Source organism: Caulobacter sp. 05L422, assembly GCF_056397765.1.
Genome location: NZ_JBFTOB010000006.1, coordinates 88586 through 109179 on the forward strand (window position 1 = coordinate 88586; position 20594 = coordinate 109179).

Below are 20594 nucleotides of genomic sequence, written 5' to 3' on the forward strand. Positions count from 1 at the left end.
TCTCATCTCCAGATCGACGCGACCCTTCGCGCCGTTTCTGAAGACTAGTCGGCGCCGACCCCGTGGTTGGATGCGGCGACCCGCGAAATAATTTCGTCCATGGCCGCGAACATCATGGTCGGGCTGTGGTCGGCCAGGGCGCGGCGGGTGGCGTAGCCCCATTCGACGGCCCCGCAGGCCAGGCCCGCCTCGCGCGCGGCCTCGATGTCGCGGGTCTCGTCGCCGATGCACAGCACCCGATCCTTGGGGATACGGGCGGCCTTGACCACGGCCTTGAACTTGGAGGCCTTGCCGAAGATCGCCGCGCCGCAGCCGTAGTGGTCGACCAGGCCCGCCAGCTCGGCGCCCAGGATCGAGCGGATCGTCGCCTCGGAATTGGAGCTGACGATCGCCAGCCGCAGCCCCGCCGCCGACAGGCCGCGCAGCAGGTCGCTGGTGCCGGCGAACAGCGGGATCGCGTGGGCCTCGGCGGCCATCATCTTCTTGCCGTGGGCCGCGACCAGCGGGACCTTCCACAGCGGCAGGCCCAAATAGTCGATGATCTCGCGACTGGACCGGCCGCGCAGCATGGCGATCTCGTCCTCGGTCACGGCCTTGAACTTGAAGCGTTCGGCGAGCGGTCGCACGGCGCGGATGGCCCAGGCCGTGCTGTCGGCCAGCGTACCGTCGAAGTCGAAGATGACCAGATCGATCTGGGCGTCCATTCAGCCCCCCGAACCCATGACTCGACCATACACGTCAGGCTTGAATCCGACCAGCAGTTGATCGCCCGTTGCGAGAACCGGCCGCTTGATCATCGAGGGATTGGCCAGCATCAGGTCGATGGCCTTGGCCTGGTCGATCCCCTGCTTGTCGGCGTCCGGCAGCTTGCGGAAGGTCGTGCCGGCCTTGTTCAGCAGGACTTCCCAACCCACGGCCTTGCTCCAGGCCTCCAGGCGCGGCCGGTCGATGCCCACGGTCTTGTAGTCGTGGAAGGCGTAGGCGACCCCGTGACCGTCGAGCCAGTCCCGCGCCTTCTTCATCGTGTCGCAGGCCTTGATGCCGTAGATCGTGGTCGTCACGCCTGATTGCTCCGTGCGCGTCAGATTCTCGAGTCTGACAGCCTAGAGATCGTGCGCCATCGGGCAAAACGGAAAAAGACCGGGGAAACGCCCCGAGGTCAGGCCAGGGCCAGCAGGCCTGCTCGCAGGGCGTCGCCGCCGCCGTCCGGCAGCCCGGCCTCGACGTCCGCGTGGGTCTGCGTCCAGAGCGGCAGGGCCCGCGCCAGCAGCGCCATGCCGGTCGGCGTGAGAGCCAGGCGCCGGCTGCGGCGGTCGCCGGGATCGACGCTGACCGTCAGCAGGCCGCGCCGCTCCAGCGGCTTGAGATTGGCGGTCAGGGTCGTGCGGTCCATGGCCAGCAGGCCGGCCACCGAACCGATGGTCGGCGGCTCGGGCCGGTTCAGCGACATCAGCAGCGAGAACTGGCCGCTGGTGATGTCGAACCGCTTCAGGGCCACGTCGAACCGCCGCGCCAGGGCTCGCGCCGCGCGCTGGGCGTGGAGGCACAGGCAGGTGTCCTTCACATGGAGGGTGGCGGCGAACGGGACCTGCAGCGGCTTTGACACGCTCCATTTATGTTGATATCAACGTTATCTGTCAAGGCCGAGCGGCTGGACGGGCTCACGAACAGGGAGAAGGACGATGGCGAACCCCAAGGTCGCGTCGCGTGAGGAATGGCTGCAAGCGCGCAAGGCGCTGCTGATCCATGAGAAGGAAGAAACCCAGCTGCGCGATCGCAATGCCGCCGAGCGGCTGGCCCTGCCCTGGGTCAAGGTCGACAAGACCTACACATTCGACACCCCCGCCGGCCGCAAGACCCTGGCCGAGCTGTTCGACGGCCGCGGCCAGCTGGTGGTCTACCACTTCATGCTGCCGCCCGAATGGGAGGCCGGCTGCCCGGGCTGCTCGTTCCTGGTCGACCATCTGGACGGGACCMTGCCCCACCTGAACCATCACGACGTGACGCTGATCGCCGTGGCGCGGGCGCCGCTGGACAAGATCGCCGCCTACAAGGCCCGGATGGGCTGGAAATTCCCGTGGGTCTCGTCGTTCGAGAGCGATTTCAACTACGACTTCGGCGTGTCGTTCACGCCGGAAATGGTCGCGGCCGGCGCGACCTACAATTTCGAGCCCGTCGGCGAGGACGCCGGCGAGTCGCCGGGCATGAGCTCGTTCTACAAGGACGAGACCGGCCAGATCTTCCACACCTATTCCAGCTACGGTCGCGGCGGCGAGGAGCTGATCGGGACCTACATGATCCTCGACCGCGCGCCCCTGGGCCGCAACGAAACCGGCAATATGGGCGACTGGATGCGCCGTCACGACGAATACGAGGACGCCGCCCCCGCCAAGGCCTGCCACGCGCAAGCCGTCCCGGCCTAGGCGTCCGCCATGCTGTGCTGCGCGCTGGGACTGCTGGCCTTGTTGACCGGAGCCTCGGCGCGCGGCCTGCGGGCCCTTCTCGGCGCGTGGCCGGTGGCGATCGTCGCCGGCGGCTCGGCCACCGCCCTGGCCGTCCTGATCCCGCACCACTTGGAGCACTACCGCCAGCGCGCCTTGGCCCACGACCGCACGACGCTGGCCGAGATCGTCGCCGCGCCGCTGTGCTCGGGCGGGCCTTCCTAGACGCCGGCCCGGCGCGCCACCTCGCGGCGGCGGGCCTGGATCTGGGCCTTGGCCTCCTCCAGCGCGTCGGCCTCGACCACGGCCATCAGGTTCTCGATGACCCGGCCCAGGTGCTCGCGCATCGCCGTGCGCGCGACGGCGGGATCGCGGGCCTTCAGCGCGTCCAGGATCTCCTGGTGGTCGTTGACGAGGGGCTTGTCCCTCACCCGCCCCGCCCGCTCAAGCAGGTCGCGACAAGTCGGCTGGTAGCGCAGGTCCCACAGGTTCTCGACCATGGCCACCAGCACGCCGTTGCGACTGGCCTTGGCGATGGCGACGTGGAAGCGCCGGTCGGCCAGGTCCGCCAGCGCCCCGAAGTCATGCTCCTCGGCCATGTCGTGCAGGATGACCGTCAGCTCGTCGAGCTGCTCGTCCGTCATCACCGCCGCGGCCAGGGCGCAGGCGTCGCCCTCGATCAGCCGCCGGGCCTCGACCAGCTCGAAGGCGCTGACCTCCAGCTGGGGCGCCGACACCTCGGGGCGCGGAGCGTCGGCGACATAGACCCCCGCCCCATGCCGCGCCTCGACCAGGCCGCGCGCCTCCAGGACGATCATCGCCTCGCGGATGGTCGGCCGGCTGACCTTGTAGTCGTCGGCCAGGTCGCGCTCGGAAGGCAGGCGCTTGCCCGTCGCCCAGCGCCCGTCGCGGATCGAGGCCGCGATCAGGTTGGCGATGTGCTGGCGCAGCTTTCTCGAGTCGGCGACGGGCTCGCTCACGGCGGGATCAAACCTTGGCGGGCTTGCTCCACAGCGCGCGGGTGCGATGGGCGACCAGCTTGGGCTTCCGTTCGCGGGTGAAGAAGCCTTTGTGGTTCAGCGCCCCGATCCGCATGATGCTCTGCGAGGTGCGGAAGTCGGCGAAGGCCCAGGGATGGGTGCCGAAGATGAACGGGTACTCGCCCAGCACCCGGATATACATCTCGACCATGTCGGCCTGGTATTCCTCGGTCCACATCTCCGGCGGATGGGCGTGCATGCCGGCCACGGCGTCGGCCCCGAACTCCGTGAACATGATCGGCTTGTTCGGATGGCGCGCGCGCAGCTTGGCCACGTCGCCCTTCAGCGCCTCCTCGGCCAGGTCCAGTTGGCCCGACAGCGAGTACCAGCCCTGGTAGGAGTTGACGCAGACCACGTCGCCCAGCGCCTGCCAGTCGGTCGAGCCGCCCTGGACGCTGACGATGGTCACCGGCCGGGTGTCGTCCAGCTGACGGGTCAGGTCGAACAGCGGGGTGAAGAACTTCAGGCCGGTCTCGTTGCCGCCGGCCGGCTCGGGATCGGTGGTGTGGAAGGGCTTGACCAGCGGTTCATTGGCCAGCGACCACATGATCACGCAGGCGTGGTTCTTGTCGCGACGGACCAGGTCGATGATGTCCTGGCGCAGCTGCTTGGAGCGGGCTTCCTGGATCTCCGGCGGATCGGCGAACACCAGGCTGACGGCCGGGGTTTCGTCGATGACCAGCAGGCCGTGCTCGTCGGCCAGCATCATCGCTTCCTCGCTGTACGGGTAGTGCGAGGTGCGGAAGCTGTTGCCGCCGATCCATTTCAGCAGCTCGAAGTCGCGGATGATCGAGGGCACGTCCAGGCCGCGGCCGTGGATCGGGAAGTCCTCGTGCTTGCCGAAGCCGCGCAGGAACACCGGCTTGCCGTTCAGCAGCAGCTTGTCGCCCTTGGCCTCGATGGTGCGTACGCCGATCTTCAGGGCGTACTCGTCGGGCGTCGCGCCGTTCTCCAGGCGGATGGTCAGGGTGTAGAGGTGCGGATCCTCGGGGCTCCACGGCCGCGCGCCCTTGAGCGCCACCACGGTCGAACCCTTGCCGCCGCTCAGGGTCACGGAGCCCTTCTGCTCGCCCTTGTCGTCCGAGATCGTCACGCTGGCCTTGCCCGACCAGGGCGCGCTGGCCTCAAGGTCGATCGACACCTTGCCGTCCAGGCTGGCCTTCACCGTCACGTCCTTCAGGTGGACATCGGGCGTCGTGAACAGCAGCACCGGGCGGTGGATGCCGGCATAGGGGAAGAAGTCGTAGGCCGTCTGCGGGAAGTGGACGGTGTGCATGTGCCAGCGCGCCCGGTCGGGCGTGGAGGGCACGCGGTCCAGCTGGATCTTGTTCTCAACCAGCACGGTCAGGACGTTGTCGCCGTCCAGCGACACGGCGTCGGTGATGTCGAAGGCGAACGGCAGGTGGCCGCCGACATGGCCGCCCAGGAGCTTGCCGTTCAGCCAGACCTTGGCGGTGTAGTTCACCGAGCCGAAGCGCAGGTGGATGCGCTGGCCGTCCCAGCCCTTGTCGACGCGGAAGTCGGTCTCGTACCAGGCCGAGCCGACATAGTTGCGCACGTCGTCGAAGATGTCGTTCCAGCTGGCCGGCACCGGAATCAGGCGGAAATCCTTCAGCCCCTTCTGCCAGCCCTCGGTCTCGCCCACGTCCTTGGGATCGGGCCGGAAACGCCAGGTCGCCGCCAGGCTCTTGGTCGAGCGGGTCGGACTTTCATGCGGATAGAGGATGCTGGGAACGCCGCTGGCGGGGCCGGGTTTGGCCGCCCGCGCCTGGGCCTGGCTCGCGCCGGCCACCAGACCGGCCAGGGCCATGCCGCCCGCCGCGCCGACCGCGCCTCTACGAGTGACCAGACCGCGCCGGGTCTCGCCGTCGTTCCGCGAATTGTCCGCCATGCCTACGCCCTCGCCTGATTGGAAACGTCTTTTGAACTTAAGCCTAGCGGCGAATCCCGCCGTCAGGAGCAGAAAGAAAGCGGCGGGCCTGAAGCCCGCCGCACAGGGGCCCTGGGAGAACGCCCTAGTAGGAAAGCGACAGGCGCACGCCCGCATAGCGGTGGAAGTCGCGCGCCGGCTGCAGTTCAGTGACCGTCTGGCTGCCGAAGTTGCCGAACTGGTTGGCCCCGTTCACGCCGTAGCTCTTGTCGAACACGTTGTTGACGAAGGCCACGACCTGATAGCCGCCGCCCGGCTTGCGGAAGCCGCCCGAGACGTTGACCACGCCATAGGCCTTCTGGACCGTGCCCGGGTCGGTGTTGAGCGAGAAGTTGACCTTGGTCTGATAGGCGTAGGCGGCCGAGAACAGCATCTCGTAGTCGCCGAGCGGCTGGGTGAAATCCAGGCCCGCGTTCAGCTTCCACTTGGGCGCGTTCGGCAGGGTCGCGCCCTTCAGGTCCTGGAACGAAGGCGAACCGGCGACGCAGCCCTGGGCCGCGGTCTGGCCGGGCCAGCAGGCCGCCTTGGGGAACGAGGTGATCTTGGCGTCGACATAGGCAACCGAGGCGTTGAACCGCAGCTCCTTGGTGGCGATCGCCGTCGCCTCGATCTCCACGCCCTTGGTCAGCACCTTGCCGACATTGGTCAGGCGGAAGTTCTGCGTCCCGCCGATCGTGTCGATGCCCTGGGCCTGGTAGTCGTCGTACTTCACATGGAAGACGGTGCCGTTCAGCTGGATCCGGTGATCGAGCAGCTGGCTCTTGATCCCCGCCTCGAACGACTTGGACTCTTCGGGGGCGATCGGTCCGACGTTGGCGCGGGCCTGGTTGAAGCCGGTCGTCAGATCGTAGGTCTGGCCCTTGTGGCCAGTGGCGAACGAACCGAACACCATCAGGTCGTCGGTGACCTGCTGGCGCAGACCGAGGCGATAGGTCGCCGAGCTGTCCGAGGCGCTGCCCGAGAACTTGGCGTTGCCGTTGTAGATGTCGTTGAAATAGTAGCCGATGTCTTCCTTCTGGTAGCGCAGGCCGACGATCGCCGTGGTCTTGGGCAGGAAGGTCCATTCGCCTTGACCAAACGCCGCCTTGTTCTCGGACGTAGCCTGGGCGTACCACTGCGCCTGTGAGAAGAACGGGCCGCGCTTGAAGCTGCGGCGCAGGTCGTTGTAGCCGTAGAACAGGCCCAGGGTGTAGCGGAACGGTCCGTCGCCGGGCGACAGCAGGCGCACTTCCTGGGTGTTGGCCTTGGCCTTGAAGTAGCCGCCCTGAGCGTTCTTGATCGCCGTGTACGAGGTCCGGTCGGAGTCCAGCTGGTCGTCCAGGTGGAACTGGTCGTGCGACGTGATCGAGACCAGGCTGAAGTCCTTGGGCAGCTCGTATTCGATCTTCAGCGACTGGCCGAAACCTTCACTCTTGGCGTAGGGCGGCGTGTCGTTGCTGACGGTCAGGTTCTCCTCGCCCGGCACGACGCCCGGCATGGTGACGTTGGCGGTCAGGCCCGGCGTGCCGCGCAGGGTCGCGCCCGGGGCATAGGTGCGGATCGTGGCGTTGGAGGTGGCCACGCCGTCGAGGTAGCTGGCGCCCAGTGTGACCTTCAGGTCGTCGATCGGCCGCCACAGCAGCTTGCCGCGGATCGAGGTCTCGTCGCGGCCGTTGATCTTCTTGCCGTCGTAGAGGTTTTTGACGTTGCCGTCATATTCGCTGCGGCTGGCGCTGATGCGATAGCCCAGGGTCTCGCCGATCGGACCCGACAGGCTGACCGCGCCGCGATATTCGTGGTCGTCGGTGGCCAGGACATTGGCCAGGACGCTGAACTTGGCGCTGGGGTCGCGGGTGTAGATGTTGATCAGGCCGGCCGAAGCGCTCTTGCCGTAGAGGGTGCTCTGCGGACCGCGCAGCACCTCGATGCGCTCGACGTCGGTCAGGTCGGAGAAGGCCCGGGCCTGGAACGAGACCGGCACGTCGTCCAGCTGGACCGCGACGCTGGGCTCGACGCCGATGCCGTAGGCGAAGGTGCCGATGCCGCGCAGCGCCACCGAGGCGTTGATGGGCTGGTCGGCCTGGCGAATGGTCAAGGACGGCGCGACCCGCGAGACGTCGGTGAATTCCTTGACGCCGGCGCTTTCCAGCTGCCGGGCGGTGACGACCGAAACCGCCAGGGGCACGTTCTGGACGTTCTCGGCCCGCTTCTGGGCGGTGACAACCACCTCGTCCAGCGCGATGGCGTCGGGCGCGGCCTGGGCGAAGGCGGTGGTGGACATCGCCAGCAGGAGCGCGGGCGTGGACGCGCAGCAGAGCAGCCGCTTCATGGATTTCCCCTCTTCTTTCGACTTGTTGGTGGCTTGGTCGCCGTGTCGATGTGGCGAAACCCTACCAAGTGGCCTGGCCACTTTCAAGACATTCCCCTGGACTCTCGCTCAAAATCGATGACACCGGTTTCCGAAATTATGGGGCTTTCTGGTTATGTGACCGTTATAACTGGCGAATTCTCTGCAAGAAGTGTTCGAGGAGTCGGCGGCAGCGAGAGGCATCGGCCGCGACTCGCTTGACACCAGGCCGAGAACCGACACAATTGGCCAGGCCACTTTTGAACCCATTCGCGAACCCCAAGGGGAACGCGAGGGCGCGCCGGCCGGCCGAAACGACCGCCGCGCGACCAGGACCCACGGAAGAGTCGAATGCTGAAAATCACCGACGCCAAGGTCATCGTCACCTGTCCGGGGCGCAACTTCGTCACCCTGAAGATCACCACCGAGGACGGGACCTACGGGATTGGCGACGCCACGCTGAACGGGCGCGAGCTGGCCGTCGTGGCCTATCTGCAGGAGCATGTCGTTCCGTGCCTGATCGGCCGCGACGCCCACCAGATCGAGGACATCTGGCAGTTCCTCTACAAGGGCGCCTACTGGCGTCGGGGGCCGGTGACGATGTCGGCGATCGCCGCCGTCGACGTGGCGTTGTGGGACATCAAGGCCAAGGTCGCCGGCCTGCCGCTCTATCAGCTGCTGGGCGGCGCCAGCCGCACCGGCGTGATGGTCTACGGCCACGCCAACGGCGCGACGATCGATGACACGATCAACGAGGCGCTGAAATATCAGGCCATGGGCTACAAGGCGATCCGCCTGCAGACCGGCGTACCGGGCCTGCCCAGCACCTACGGCGTCTCCAAGGACAAACTGTTCTACGAGCCGGCCGACGCGGCGATCCCCACCGAGAACGTCTGGTCGACCAGCAAGTACCTGCCCACCGTGCCCAGGCTGTTCGAAGCCGCCCGCAAGGCGCTGGGCGAAGAGGTGCACCTGCTGCACGACAGCCATCACCGCCTGACGCCCATCGAGGCAGGCCGCCTGGGCAAGGACCTGGAGCCTTATCGCCCGTTCTGGCTGGAGGACGTCACCCCGGCCGAGAACCAGGCCAGCTTCCGCCTGATCCGCCAGCACACCACCACGCCCCTGGCCGTGGGCGAGGTGTTCAGTTCGATCTGGGACTGCAAGCAACTGATCGACGAACAGCTGATCGACTACATCCGCACCACCATCGTCCACGCCGGCGGGATCTCGCACCTGAGGCGCATCGCCGGCCTGGCCGAGATCAACAACGTGCGCACCGGTTTCCATGGCGCCACCGACCTGTCGCCGGTCTGCATGGGCGCGGCGCTGCATTTCGACCTATGGGTTCCGAACTTCGGCATCCAGGAATACATGCGCCACACGACCGACACCGATCGGGTGTTCCCGCACGCCTACACCTTCAAGGACGGCGAGCTGCATCCGGGCGAGACGCCCGGCCATGGCGTCGACATCGACGAGGACCTGGCCGCCCAGTTCCCCTATCGCCCCGCCAGTCTGCCGGTGAACCGCCTCGAGGACGGCACCCTGTTCAACTGGTGACACGGGTCGCGCGTCGCCTTTGGGCGGCGCGCCGGAGGGGACGTCCGCCCCGCCCCCGTCGTGGGCGTCCCCTCTTCTACCGCTTCTGAACGCTGGAGGCGCCGCCCTCGCTGGCTTTGTGAATGTACTGCTCGGCGACCAGCCACGCCTTCACGGGGCGCAGCGTGCCCAGACAACCGATCAGCAGAGTGGGAAAGACGGTCGCGAACTGGACCCACAGCGGCGGACTCCAGGCAATCACCGCCCAGCCCCAGATCGCGATCACCAGGACGCCGACGCCGGTCATGACAAAGAAGGCGGGGCCGTCGGCCGGGTCGGCGAAACCGTAGTCCAGGCCGCAGCGGTCACAGTGCTTGGCCAGGCGCAGGAAGCCGCCGAACAGCTTGCCCTCGCCGCAACGCGGACAACGGCACTGCAACCCAGCCTGAAGGCTGGTGGGGCTGTCGAAGTGAGTGATGAGCGGCCGTTCCATACAATGCGAGCCTTGTTGCATACATTACATACACAATGTATGTACCGCGCCATGGAAAAGCAACCATGACCCGTGACCGCCCGACCTCCGGCTGGCTGAGGCACGTCCGCACGGGCGGCGGCCAACCCATCTATCTGGCGCTGGTCGACGCCCTGGAAACGGCCGTGCACGAAGGCGAGTTGCAACCCGGCGACCAGCTGCCGCCCCAGCGCGCCGTGGCCGACCAGCTCGGCATCGACTTCACCACGGTCACCCGCGCCTATGGCGCCGCCCGCGCAAGTGGGCTGATCGAGGGCGCCGTGGGACGCGGCACCTTCGTGCGTCGCCGCGCCGTGGACGACGAGGCGGGCCTCGTGGACCTGAGCATGAACCTGCCGCCCCCGCCCCAGGGCGTGTCGCTGGCGGCCCTGCTCAAGGAGACGACCGCCGCGATCCTGGACCGCACCGACGTGGCGACCCTGATGGCCTATCACGCCGGACCTGGAACGCCGGGCCAGCGGGCCGCAGGCGCGGCCTGGCTGGCGCCGGTGTTGGGCGAGATCGGGCCGGAGCGGATCGTGGTCTGCCCGGGCGCCCAATCGGCCCTGACCGCCGTCCTGACGACGATCGCCCGATCCGGCGCCTGCATCGTGGTCGAGCCCCTCACCTATCCCGGGGTCGTCGCCCTGGCCGCCCGGCTGGGACTGCGACTGCTCGCCTGTCCGGTCGACGACGAAGGCTTCCTGCCCGAGGCCTTGGCCCGACTTTGCGCCGAAGAGCGACCGGCCGCCGTCTACCTGGTTCCGACCACCCGCAACCCGGTCGCCACGACCATGGGCCTGGACCGGCGGCGCGCGATCGCGGCCATCGTCGCCGAGAGCGACGCCTGGCTGATCGAGGACGATCCCTACAGCCGACTGTTCGACAGCCCCCTGCCCGCCCTGGCCTCGCTCGCGCCGGAGCGGACCTTTCACATCGCCACCCTGTCCAAGACCCTGTCGCCCGGCCTGCGCACCGCCTTCCTGGCCGCGCCGCCCGGACCGACGGCCGCGCGGATCGCCGAGGCCCTGCACGCCACGGCGCTGATGGGATCGCCCCTGACCACGGCCGTCGCTGTTCGCTGGATCCGCGACGGCGCCGCCGAGCGGATCCTGGCCGGCGTACGGCTGGAAGCCCGCGCCCGCCGCGCCATCGCCGCCGAGATCCTGCCCGCCGCGCGCGGCGACGCCGAGGGTCTTCATGTCTGGCTGGACCTGCCGACCGGTCTCGACGCGGGCGGACTTCGCGCCTCGGCCGCCGCCCGCGGTCTGGCCCTGGTGACGGCCGACGCCTTCGCCGCGGCACCCGACCATCCCGCCGGATTGCGCATCTCGCTGGGCGGACCGGCCAAGGCGTCGCTGCTGCGCGAGGCTTTGGGCAATGTCGCGGCCTTGCTGACGCCGGCGGTCGTCGTCTGAAACGACAAAAACCCCGGAGCTGAGGCTCCGGGGCCAGTTCAAATCAAGGGGGGATACAGCTAGACAATGCGCGACGCGGCGATTGGTTCAGCTTGATCGAAAAATAGGTATGCGCCTTCAGCGCAGCGCCCAGTTTCCCAAGACCACGTGCTCGGTCCGCCCCAGCAGGCTGTGGATCAGCGTGAAGCCGCCGACGGTCCATCTGATCGGCGCGACGGCCTGATCAGGGACCAGGCGCCTGTCGTAGAGCATCGTCACATGCGGCGTGAAGCTCTTGTCCACCAGCTTGCCCAGACCCGCTCGCGCCATGGTCAGGCCCAGGTCGCGCTGGAACCCCTTCAAGGCTTCGAGACCCTCGCCGCCCTGCAGGACGAACGGATTGTTGCCGCCGTTGTGGAAGCTGGCGGCGCGATCGAACGCGACCTCGAACGGCGCGGCGGTCATCGCCTCGGCCGCCTCGCTAGCCATCGCCACGATGTCGCGCCGCACGCCGGCATGATCGCCCAGGTGATGCAGGGTGATGTGGAACCGCTCGGGCGCCAACGGCCGGCCGCCCAGCTGGTGCGTGGCTCGTAGCGTGTCGGCCTGCCGGGCGATCTCGGCCGCCGTGGCCGGATCGGGGAAGATCGCGAAGAACAGCCGGTCGGTGATCGGCGGCGCGTCGAAGAGGGAAAACTGGTCGGACACGCGCGCACCCTGCCCGGATTCCGGAACCGGCGCCAAGACGCTGGAGGGGGCTGGCGCACAACCGCGCCGAGTGGTCATCTCTGCGGATGCAGATCGCTCCTCCCAGCCACGATCTCCTGGTCCACGCCCGACGATGATCAGCATCATCATGGGCCTCAGCCTGGCGCGACTGCTGAACGGCGTGGCCGGCCTGATCCAGCATCCCAAGAAAGAGCACCTCTGGTGGCCGCACCTGTGCTGGGTGCTCTACATGATGGTGACGATCACCTCATTCTGGTGGTGGCAGTTCCTGCTGAGCGAACTGCATGTCCTCACCTTCGAGACCTACATCTTCCTGATCTCGGAAGCGGCCATGATCTTCCTGCTGTGCAGCGTGATCTTCCCCACCGAGATCAGCGAGTATGACGGCTACGGCGACTACTTCATGTCGCGGCGGGCCTGGTTCTTCGGCCTGCTGATCGTCAGCTTGCTGATGGACATCCTGGACACCTTCCTGAAGGGCGTGCCGCACTTCCTCGGCCTCGGTCCCGAATACCCCATCCGGATCGGCCTGATGATCAGCCTGTGCCTCGCCGGATGCTTCATCCGCAACCCGCGCTTCCACATCCTGTTCTCGGCGGGCGCCCTGGTCTATTTCGCGGTCTATATCGCCCGCCACTACGGCCACATTCAGTAGTCGCCGCTCTCGAAATTCTCGCTTGGATTGTGCTGGTTAAACGCTAACCTTCCGCGACATCAGAAGGGGCGGCCATGAAACTCAGCGCGCATTTCTCGCTCGAGGAATTCACCATCTCAAGCAAGGCGCTGTCGATGGGGGTCAAGAACGACCCCACGCCGCCGCATCTGGAGAATCTCAAACGCCTGGCCGAGCGCATGGAATCCGTCCGGGCGCTGTTCAACCGGCCGATCGAAATCACCAGCGCGTACCGCAATCCGCAGGTCAACGCCGCGGTCGGCGGCGTGCCGACCTCGGCCCACGCCGTGGGCCACGCCGCCGACTTCCATGTGGACGGCATGACCGATCTCGAGGCCGCCAAGGCCATCCGCGACAGCGTGCTGAAGTTCGATCAACTGATCTACGAGAAGAGCCGCTGCGTGCACATCAGCTTCGATCCCAGGCTGCGCGGCCAAGTGCTGCGCCAACCCGGCGGTCCCGGCTCGACGGTCTATAACGGCCTCGAGCCCTAGTCTCGCGCCCATGCGGAACGGCGACCGCGGCGGGAGGCCGATCCCGGACGTTCAGGAACAAAGATCTCCGCTTCGGATTTCACGACGGGCGTTCTTTACGCATCTTCCAGTCGCGTTCGAAATATAACGTCGAAACTTCAAGCGCGCGGCAGTAAAACATGCGCGTTCTCGTCGCGTCTCCGGGCGCGCGAATCCTGTACGGCGGCCTGCGTGACGCTAACAATCAAAATAAAAGGCTAAATACCGAAATGCACACAGCTCACGAGATGAGCGAATGGTCCGCGTTCAGTTTGCATGAATCCATACTCGATACTGTCACCGCGAATGTTGCGATCCTGGACGATCAGGGCGAGATCATCGCGGTCAATGACTCTTGGATACAGTTCGTTGAATTCAACGAACTTCCCCTCGAAAACTACGGACTGGGCCTCAACTACGTTTCGTGCTGCGAACAGATGGGCGAACCCGATGGGGCGACCGCGGCGGCGGGACTGCGAGGGGTGCTGGCCGGTGAGTCCGGCCCCTTCCGTTTCGAATACCAGGTTCCGCTGATGAACGGTCCGATGTGGGTCCGAATGACCGCGACGCGCGTCTCTCGCGACGACCGGACACTGACTATCGTGGCCAACGAGGACATCACCGTTCAACGCCACGCCCAGGCCGCCTTGGGCCGGGCCACCGCGGCCCTCCTCCACGCCGAGGACGACGAGCGCCGGCGCATCGCGCGCGAGCTTCACGACGGCACCGCCCAGTACCTGACCGGCGCCAAGCTGATGCTGGGGGCGATGAAGGTCGAGGGGCGCGCCGAAAAGGTCCGGGTCGAGGTCGAGGCCTTGCTGGCCCACGCCCTGGAGGAGATCCGCAGCCTGTCCTACGTGCTGCATCCTCCCGCCCTCGAGGAGATGGGTCTCGGCCCCGCCATCCGGCAGATGGCCGAGGGCTTCGCGCGCCGGACCGGGCTGAGCCTGCAGATCGACATCGCCGACGACTTCCCGAAGATGGAGCGGACGACGGAGGTGGCGCTGTATCGTGTCGCCCAGGAAGCCCTGGCCAACGTGCACCGCCACTCCGGCAGCCCCCGCGCCACGATCGGCCTGCGGCAGGCCGGCGAGATGGTGCTGCTGTCGATCCGCGACTACGGCGTGGGCCTTCCGGAGAGCGACGCCCCGACCCTCGGCGTGGGCCTGGCCGGCATGCGCCTGCGGCTGGAGTTCGTCAGCGGCCACATCTCGCTCAACAGCGCCCAGCCCGGCGTTCTGGTCGAGGCCTGGGCGCCGTTCCTGCCGAAGACCGAGGGCTAGGCCGGGCGGCGGCGCGAACCCTCCCATGGCCGCTCCCGCCGCTAGACCTGAAGGCTGAAGCCGGGCGCGAAGCCGCAGGCGCCGTCGCAGCATGAAGCCCGGGCGTGGTCCAGGAAGCTAGGCTCGTGCCACCAGTATTCGGGCGTGGCCTCGCAGGCGAAACGCCGCCCGCCGCCGCCCGGACCCAGGGCGGCGTGCTGGGCGTGGTCCGCGAACGGGCCAACCAGGTCGGCGATCGTGTAGACCTCGCCGTGCTTGATCACCTTGGCGACCTTGGCCGCATCCTCGATCCGAGCCAGCGGGTCGCCGTCGACCACGACGAGGTCAGCGTAGTTACCGGTCGCGACCGAGCCCAGCGGCTCGTCCAGATATTCCGCAGAGGCGCTGGTGGCGGTGACCAGGGCCTCGTAGGGGGTCATCCCGTAGCGGACCATGGCCCGCAGGTTCATGTGCAGGCTGACGGCGTTGAAGTCGATCGGCGAGTCCGTGCCGGTGGTGATACGGCCGCCCGCACGGACGGTGCGCGCCACCTCAGCGACGTTGCGGGCCAGCGAGGCCAGGATGGGGGTGCGGTCCATGGCGGCCATCTGCTTGGCGCGCTCCAGCAGCCGCGCGTACTCCCACGGCGGATACAGCGCCTTGATCCGTGCATCGTCGACCAGCGAGCGGTCGTCGGCCAGCAAGGCCGTCGAGGTGAACAGGGTCGGGGTGCGCGCCGCCTTGCTGGCCACGAAGGCGGCGTTGACGTCCTGGTAGGTGTTCCCCAGCGCGCTGACCGTGCGCGAATAGCCGGTGCGGCTGGTCGCGCCCAGGTGCTCCATGCCGTCCATGCCCAGGCCCAGGGCCGGATAGTGGTAGTGCGAGGTCAGCGGCAGGCCCTTGGCGTGGGCCCAGGCGATGACCTCCTTCTGGCGCTCCCCCGAAAGCCGGACATAGGTCTTGATCAGGTCATAGGACAGCGCCTCGGCGCGCCTCATCTCCAGCGCCATCTGACCCGCCTCGGTGACCGGCCGCATGAAGTTGTAGAAGATCCGCGAGCCGTCGATCGCCTCACCGGTGGCGTAGTAGCGCGGACCGACCCGCTTTCCGGACTCGATCGCCTCCTGGTCCTCGACCGTGTGATAGGCCGGGCCTCCGGGCGAGCGGGTGGTGGTCACCCCCAGGGAAAGCCACAGCCGCCCTTCCCGGTCGCCATAGCCGTAGCCCTGCATCTGGCGGTGGGTGTGCATGTCGATCAGGCCGGGCATGACCGTGCCCGTCGGCGCGTCGACGACGGTCACATCGGCCGCCACCTCGCCGCGCGGGGCGACACCGGCAATGCGGCCGTCCGAGATCAGGACGTCGACGTTCTCCCGCACCGCCGGCGACTTGCCGTCCCACAGGCGGGCGGCGCGGACCACCATCCGCCCCTTGGGCCGGACATTGGCCCAGGTCAGGCCGTGCGGCACGGTCTTGGGCGCGCCGCCGGCGACCGAGATGAGCTTCAGTTGGCCGGCGCAGACGTAGATCAGGCTCTTGCCGTCGCCGCTCCAGCTGACGGCGTCGGTGACCTCGTCGTTGAGCGGCTTGGGCGGGCCCAGCAGCTTGCCGGTCTCGTCGACCGGCGACAGATGCAGGCGGCTGGCGAAGACATAGGCCAGGGCCTTGCCATCCGGCGACCAGACCGGGCCGTCGTCGCCGCGCGTGCCCAGCGAGCGGTCAGGCAGGATCGGGGCGTAGGTGCCCTTCCCGCTTGCCACGTCGACGGTCAGGATTTCGCTGAGCCCTTCGCGGAACCGGGCCGAGTACGGCTTGAACGCGGCGTAGGCGATGGTCTTGTCGCCCGGCCCCCAGGTGGGCTTGCCGGGCTCCCAGAGATCGCCATAGACGCGGCGGGTCTCGCCGGTCGCCGCGTCGGCGATGAACAGGCCGCCGTTCTGGCTGAGGAAGGCGATCGACTTGCCGTCGCGCGACCAGGCGCTGGACACCGCCGCGCCGTCGAAATGGGTCAGCTGGCGGCTGGCGCCGGTGGCCATGTCACGCAGCCAGATGTCCAGCGACCCGCCCTTGTCGGTCGAATAGGCCAGGGTCTCGCCGTCGGGCGACCAGGCCGGGTCGACCTTGCTGAAGGCGTCCTTCGTCAAGGCCTTGGCCGGACCGCCGCCGATGTCGAGCAGGTAGAGGTCGTTGAGGGCGCGGAACACCACCTGGCGACCGCTCGGCGACAAGGCCGGACTGCCGATCCCGATGACCGGCCGGGTCTTGGCCGACAGGAAGTCGCGGCTCTTCTTGGTGTAGCGCGGCGTCAGCACGGGCACGGCGGCGGCGAAGGTCACGACCTTGGTTTCCCCGTTCGCGGACCGGCGCTTGATCTGGCCGTCGGCCGTGTAGAGGAATTCGCCGGACGGCAGCCAGGCGGCGCGGAACGGAAATACGTCCTCGCCCTGCACCACGACGCCAGCGGCGTTGCGCAGCTCGGCCTTGCCGTTCTCGATGGCGGTGAAGATCACGTCCTGGCCGTCCGGCGTGAAGACGGGGCTGCCCACCGAGGCGGCGTTGAACCGGTCGGCCGAGGCCTTGACCTTGACCACCGTCCGCCGCGCCCCGTCCAGCCCCTGGACGTCGATGCGGACCTTGTCGACGGTGAAGGCGATGCTTTTGCCGTCCGGCGACCACGAGGGTTCAAACTCGTCGGTCGGTCCGGAGCTGAAGGCGGTGATCTCACCGCTGGCGACATCCAGCAGGTGCACGCCGTAACGGCCCCCGCGATCGCTCGAGAACGCGATCTTGCGTCCGTCCGGCGACCAGCGCGGCTCGCGGCAGTCGAAGGCGCCCTTGGTGAGCTGCTTCAGGCCCGTCCCGTCGGCGCCGATGGTCCAGACGTGGAAATTGCCGTCGCGATACGACTGGAAGGCCAGCGTCTTGCCATCCGGCGACCAGTCGGGCTGTGCGATCTCGTAGATCTCCTCGGTCAGCCGCCGGGCCGGACCGCCCTCGACCGGGATCAGCCACAGCATGGCGTAGACGTCGAAGGCCACGGTCTTGCCGTCCGGCGAGACGACCGCGCAGATGTTGGTGCCTTCGGTCGCCGTGACCATGCGGGTGTCGGCGGCCAGCGGCTGATCGGCCGCCTTGGCGCCGGGCGGCGTCAGGGCGGCGACGCCCGAGACGGCGATCGCTCCGCCGCCGATCGAGAACAGCCGGCGGCGGCTGACGCCGCGCGAGGAACTCTTGGTCATCATGAACTCCGAGAGGACCGGTCCGGGCCTGCGCCCGGACCGGCGGCAAGCCTAGAAGCGGGCGGCGACGCGGGCGTAGTAGAAGCCGCCGCTGATCCCGTACGGAGAGTACTGGTTGTAGTAGGCGAAAGCGGGCGTGCCGCGGTTGGCGGCGCGAACGCTGTCGGGATAGGCGTCGAGCAGGTTGTTGGCTCCGACGCTGACCGTGACGTTCTCGGTCGCCGCGTAGCTGAGGTCCAGGTCGACGATCAGCTTGGGGCTGACGGTCTCGTCGTTGGCCGGCAGCGAGGTGCGCTGGATGACCTCGCCGTAGCGGGTCAGGCGCAGATTGGTGTCGAACTTGCCGAGGGTCCAGTCGGCGCCCACGATGTACTTGTCCTTGGGCGTGCCGACCGTCAGGTCGCCGATCTTCACCCGGTCGATATAGACGATGCCGGCCGCGGCCAGGGCCGGCGGCGGTTGGACCACGCGGGTGAACTCGTTCTTGGTGTGGTTGGCCGAGACCGTCCAGTGCACCGAGCCGAAGTCGCCGAAGTCGCTGTGGTAGTCGACCACCAGGTCGATGCCGCGCGTCTTGGTGTCGGCGAAGTTGCCGTAGTAGAAGGCCGCCTGCTGGGGGTTCAGCCCCTGGCTGGCCAGGGCGTTGCTGACCGCCGCGTTCGGCCCCAGCGTGCCGCTCTGCAGGATGCGGCTGTCGATCTTGATCTGGTAGACGTCGAGCGTGACGTTCATCCGCCGCAGCGGCTGGGCCACGATCCCGATCGAGTAGTTGGTCGACTTTTCGGGCCGCAGCGGCTTGGCGCCCAGCGCGATGGCGGCGGGGTTGTCCGGCGGCAGCAGTTGCACCGGATAGAGCTGGGTGGTCGTGGCCGGCGGCACGATCACGCCGATGGTGCTGGACGAGGCGTAGTGCTGCTGCTGCAGGGACGGCGCGCGGAAGCCCGTGCTGGCCGTGCCCCGGATCGCCAGGTTGGGCAGGATCGCGTAGCGGCTGGACAGCTTGAAGGTCTTGGCGTCGCCGAAGTCCGAATAGTGCTCGAAGCGGCCGGCCAGGGCCATTTCCAGCTTGTCGGTCAGCTTCTGCTCGACGTTCAGATAGGCGCTGATGTTGTCGCGCGAGAACGAGCCGGCCGAGAACGGCGGGAAGCCGGTCACGCCCTGGGAGCCGCCGGCGAACACGACGCCCGCCTGCGGGCTACCGGCCGGGGCGACATAGCCGCCGTTGATGTACGAGGCAGGCTCGCCGGCCACGATCCCGAACTTGTCATCACGATATTCCAGGCCCGCCGCCACGAACATCGGCTCGGCCAGGACACCGGTGTCCAGCTCACGCGTCAGATCCAGGTTCGTGGTCCATTCCTGGAACTTCAGCGTGCCGATGAAGAAATAGGTGGGGCTGGCCGGGCCGAGCGACGCGTTCAGCGAGTTCTCGTAATAGTCGACGTCGTCGCGGCTGAAGGTGGTCGACAGGTCCCAGTTGAAGCCCAGGACGTCCAGGCCCTTGGCGCCGGCGGCCACCTGGAAGTCGCGGTCCTTGAGGAACAGCTTGGGCGTATAGCCGTCCGGATTGACCGCCGTGATGTTGTTGCTGGCGTTCGGGTTGCGGAAGGTCAGCCAGGCCGCGGTGTTGCGGCTGGAGAACGTGCCGAACGAATAGAGGTCGACCTTGTCGCCCAGCGGCGCGCCGGCGCTGTAGCTCAGCGAGAACAGCTGCACCTGGGGCGAACCTGGGTGGCTGGTGTGGCGGTTGGCCGTGGCCTCGCGCGGATCCAGGGTCGCGCCGGGCGTGCCCACCCGCACCGGCTGGCCCAGGGCGTTCAGCGGGAAGTACATCTGGGTGGTGTTCAGCGTCTTGTCGCCCCGGTCCGTCATGTCGCTGATGCGGACGTCGGTCGTCAGGTTCAGATAGCCGTCCTCGCCCAGCTTCATGCCGAGGTTGCCGGAGAACTGGCCGGTCTCGCCGTCGCCCGCGCCGGTCTTGCCGTAGAGCGCGGAGATCGAGCCGCCGTCGGGGCTCTTCTTCAGGATGACGTTGATGACGCCGGCCAGGGCGTCCGAGCCGTATTGGGCCGAGGCGCCGTCACGCAGCACCTCGATCCGCTCGATCGCGGCCGACGGGATCAGGTCCAGGTCGGGCGGCGACTGGCCGTTCTGGGTGGTGCCGTTGACGAACAGGATGGCGGTGTTGTGCCGGCGCTTGCCGTTGACCAGCACCAGGGTCTGGTCGGCCGACAGGCCGCGCAGCGACACCGTCTTGATCGCGAAGCTGGCGCCCGCGCCGCTGTTGGAGGTGTTGGCCGACGGCACCAGGGTCGAGATCAGGTCGCGCGTCGACTGCTTGCCGCTCTTGCTCAGCTCGGCGGCCGAGATCACGTCGATCGGCGCCATGCTCTCGGTCACCGTGCGCGAGGTCGAGCGCGTGCCGGTGACGATCAGCTCCTCGATGATGCTGGGCGCGTCGGGTTCAGGCGGCGCGATCGGCTCGGGAGCCGCGGCCATCGTCCCGCCGCCGGCGCCTGACCATCCCGTGCGGATGAGGCCCGTGCGCGGCGGCGCCAGGACAATCGTCTTGCCGTCATTGGAGACCACCGTCAGCCCGGTGCCGGCCAGCAGCTGCTCCAGGGCGCGGTCGACCGGCAAGGCGCCGCGCACCGGGGCGGTGCGCCGGCCCTCGGCGGCGTCGGACTGGACCAGGATCTGCACGCCGGCCTGCCGGGCGAACTGGCGGATCCCCGCCGCCGCCGGCTGGGCGTCGATCCTGAACGGCATGGCCTGGGCCAGGGCGGTTCCCGCGCTCAGCGCCCAAACGGCCGAGGCGCATAGCAGCCCCCGCCTGGCGGAACGGTTCCAGTCACGCATCGACAATCCCCCATCGTTCCGAGGCGCGCCAGACGCGGCCTCCTGACAGCACGAGGCTCAGGGGTCGGATTTCCGGTGGGTGTTCGTGTGATTGGTCCGATCACGGCCCAACACGCCCGCTTTCGCGCCAGCT

The 20594-nt window shown here is 67.9% G+C and carries 17 protein-coding genes; 7 read left to right on the plus strand and 10 right to left on the minus strand.

The genetic code is table 11. The annotated features are described in order from the left end of the window. Nucleotides 1-44 precede the first annotated feature (44 nt). The 3 genes from AC1DMQ_RS07840 to AC1DMQ_RS07850 form a co-directional block, all read right to left on the minus strand. The gene (locus AC1DMQ_RS07840) at nt 45-704 is read right to left on the minus strand and encodes an HAD-IA family hydrolase (protein ID WP_477032989.1); all 660 of its coding nucleotides are present in this window, start codon (nt 702-704) and stop codon (nt 45-47) included. Then, nucleotides 705-1061 carry an ArsC family reductase gene (locus tag AC1DMQ_RS07845; RefSeq protein ID WP_477032990.1) on the minus strand — a complete coding sequence of 119 codons (357 nt, stop codon included), beginning with the start codon at nt 1059-1061 and terminating at the stop codon, nt 705-707. Between the two features lie 98 nt (nt 1062-1159). After that, on the minus strand, nt 1160-1606 hold the full coding sequence (locus AC1DMQ_RS07850) for a MarR family winged helix-turn-helix transcriptional regulator (protein WP_477032991.1): 447 nt from the start codon (nt 1604-1606) through the stop codon (nt 1160-1162). A gap of 76 nt (nt 1607-1682) precedes the next feature. Between AC1DMQ_RS07850 and AC1DMQ_RS07855 the strand changes: the two genes are divergently transcribed. Next, a complete protein-coding gene (locus AC1DMQ_RS07855; RefSeq protein WP_477032992.1) occupies nt 1683-2423 on the plus strand; it encodes a DUF899 domain-containing protein in 741 nt (246 codons plus the stop codon). Between the two features lie 9 nt (nt 2424-2432). Beyond that, nucleotides 2433-2666, plus strand: a complete 234-nt coding sequence (locus AC1DMQ_RS07860; RefSeq protein ID WP_477032993.1) for a hypothetical protein — start codon at nt 2433-2435, stop codon at nt 2664-2666. Here the strand turns inward: AC1DMQ_RS07860 and AC1DMQ_RS07865 are convergent. The 3 genes from AC1DMQ_RS07865 to AC1DMQ_RS07875 all read right to left on the minus strand — a co-directional run bounded on the left by AC1DMQ_RS07865 (nt 2663) and on the right by AC1DMQ_RS07875 (nt 7719). Beyond that, nucleotides 2663-3421, minus strand: coding sequence for a FadR/GntR family transcriptional regulator (locus AC1DMQ_RS07865; protein ID WP_477032994.1), 759 nt, complete (start codon nt 3419-3421; stop codon nt 2663-2665). The two genes, AC1DMQ_RS07860 and AC1DMQ_RS07865, sit on opposite strands and share 4 nt — an antisense overlap. A gap of 7 nt (nt 3422-3428) precedes the next feature. After that, nucleotides 3429-5372 carry a beta-glucuronidase gene (gene uidA, locus AC1DMQ_RS07870; RefSeq protein ID WP_477032995.1) on the minus strand — a complete coding sequence of 648 codons (1944 nt, stop codon included), beginning with the start codon at nt 5370-5372 and terminating at the stop codon, nt 3429-3431. A gap of 124 nt (nt 5373-5496) precedes the next feature. Then, nucleotides 5497-7719 carry a TonB-dependent receptor gene (locus tag AC1DMQ_RS07875; RefSeq protein ID WP_477032996.1) on the minus strand — a complete coding sequence of 741 codons (2223 nt, stop codon included), beginning with the start codon at nt 7717-7719 and terminating at the stop codon, nt 5497-5499. A gap of 369 nt (nt 7720-8088) precedes the next feature. On the opposite strand from AC1DMQ_RS07875, the gene manD reads away from it, so the two are divergent. After that, on the plus strand, nt 8089-9300 hold the full coding sequence (gene manD, locus AC1DMQ_RS07880) for a D-mannonate dehydratase ManD (protein WP_477032997.1): 1212 nt from the start codon (nt 8089-8091) through the stop codon (nt 9298-9300). A gap of 76 nt (nt 9301-9376) precedes the next feature. On the opposite strand, the gene AC1DMQ_RS07885 is transcribed toward manD, so the two are convergent. After that, the gene (locus AC1DMQ_RS07885; protein ID WP_477032998.1) at nt 9377-9772 is read right to left on the minus strand and encodes a DUF983 domain-containing protein; all 396 of its coding nucleotides are present in this window, start codon (nt 9770-9772) and stop codon (nt 9377-9379) included. 65 nt (nt 9773-9837) lie between these two features. Here AC1DMQ_RS07885 and AC1DMQ_RS07890 point away from each other — a divergent pair, with 65 nt between their 5' ends. Continuing rightward, entirely contained in the window at nt 9838-11208 is a 1371-nt protein-coding gene (locus tag AC1DMQ_RS07890; protein ID WP_477032999.1) for an aminotransferase-like domain-containing protein, read from the plus strand. A 117-nt stretch (nt 11209-11325) separates the two neighbouring features. Here AC1DMQ_RS07890 and AC1DMQ_RS07895 read toward each other — a convergent pair whose 3' ends face one another. Beyond that, nucleotides 11326-11895 carry a 2'-5' RNA ligase family protein gene (locus AC1DMQ_RS07895; protein ID WP_477033000.1) on the minus strand — a complete coding sequence of 190 codons (570 nt, stop codon included), beginning with the start codon at nt 11893-11895 and terminating at the stop codon, nt 11326-11328. A gap of 133 nt (nt 11896-12028) precedes the next feature. Here AC1DMQ_RS07895 and AC1DMQ_RS07900 point away from each other — a divergent pair, with 133 nt between their 5' ends. The 3 genes from AC1DMQ_RS07900 to AC1DMQ_RS07910 all read left to right on the plus strand — a co-directional run bounded on the left by AC1DMQ_RS07900 (nt 12029) and on the right by AC1DMQ_RS07910 (nt 14384). Next, nucleotides 12029-12571: a hypothetical protein gene (locus AC1DMQ_RS07900; protein WP_477033001.1), complete on the plus strand. Its 543-nt coding sequence runs from the start codon at nt 12029-12031 to the stop codon at nt 12569-12571. Nucleotides 12572-12645: 74 nt separating this feature from the next. Further along, nucleotides 12646-13083 carry a D-Ala-D-Ala carboxypeptidase family metallohydrolase gene (locus AC1DMQ_RS07905; protein WP_477033002.1) on the plus strand — a complete coding sequence of 146 codons (438 nt, stop codon included), beginning with the start codon at nt 12646-12648 and terminating at the stop codon, nt 13081-13083. 455 nt (nt 13084-13538) lie between these two features. Continuing rightward, nucleotides 13539-14384: a sensor histidine kinase gene (locus AC1DMQ_RS07910; protein WP_477033003.1), complete on the plus strand. Its 846-nt coding sequence runs from the start codon at nt 13539-13541 to the stop codon at nt 14382-14384. A 41-nt stretch (nt 14385-14425) separates the two neighbouring features. On the opposite strand, the gene AC1DMQ_RS07915 is transcribed toward AC1DMQ_RS07910, so the two are convergent. Then, complete coding sequence (locus AC1DMQ_RS07915; protein WP_477033004.1) at nt 14426-17602, minus strand: amidohydrolase family protein; 3177 nt, start codon at nt 17600-17602, stop codon at nt 14426-14428. 51 nt (nt 17603-17653) lie between these two features. Continuing rightward, complete coding sequence (locus tag AC1DMQ_RS07920) at nt 17654-20461, minus strand: TonB-dependent receptor domain-containing protein (RefSeq protein ID WP_477033005.1); 2808 nt, start codon at nt 20459-20461, stop codon at nt 17654-17656. Between the last annotated feature and the right edge of the window lie 133 nt (nt 20462-20594).

Bases quoted from the DNA above. Each gene is read 5' to 3' on its own strand.
- AC1DMQ_RS07840 (WP_477032989.1), bottom strand. From the start codon at position 704: ATGGACGCCCAGATCGATCTGGTCATCTTCGACTTCGACGGTACGCTG.
- AC1DMQ_RS07860 (WP_477032993.1), top strand. From the start codon at position 2,433: ATGCTGTGCTGCGCGCTGGGACTGCTGGCCTTGTTGACCGGAGCCTCG.
- uidA (WP_477032995.1), bottom strand. From the start codon at position 5,372: ATGGCGGACAATTCGCGGAACGACGGCGAGACCCGGCGCGGTCTGGTC.
- AC1DMQ_RS07875 (WP_477032996.1), bottom strand. From the start codon at position 7,719: ATGAAGCGGCTGCTCTGCTGCGCGTCCACGCCCGCGCTCCTGCTGGCG.
- manD (WP_477032997.1), top strand. From the start codon at position 8,089: ATGCTGAAAATCACCGACGCCAAGGTCATCGTCACCTGTCCGGGGCGC.
- AC1DMQ_RS07885 (WP_477032998.1), bottom strand. From the start codon at position 9,772: ATGGAACGGCCGCTCATCACTCACTTCGACAGCCCCACCAGCCTTCAG.
- AC1DMQ_RS07890 (WP_477032999.1), top strand. From the start codon at position 9,838: ATGACCCGTGACCGCCCGACCTCCGGCTGGCTGAGGCACGTCCGCACG.
- AC1DMQ_RS07900 (WP_477033001.1), top strand. From the start codon at position 12,029: ATGATCAGCATCATCATGGGCCTCAGCCTGGCGCGACTGCTGAACGGC.
- AC1DMQ_RS07905 (WP_477033002.1), top strand. From the start codon at position 12,646: ATGAAACTCAGCGCGCATTTCTCGCTCGAGGAATTCACCATCTCAAGC.
- AC1DMQ_RS07910 (WP_477033003.1), top strand. From the start codon at position 13,539: ATGGGCGAACCCGATGGGGCGACCGCGGCGGCGGGACTGCGAGGGGTG.
- AC1DMQ_RS07915 (WP_477033004.1), bottom strand. From the start codon at position 17,602: ATGACCAAGAGTTCCTCGCGCGGCGTCAGCCGCCGCCGGCTGTTCTCG.
- AC1DMQ_RS07920 (WP_477033005.1), bottom strand. From the start codon at position 20,461: ATGCGTGACTGGAACCGTTCCGCCAGGCGGGGGCTGCTATGCGCCTCG.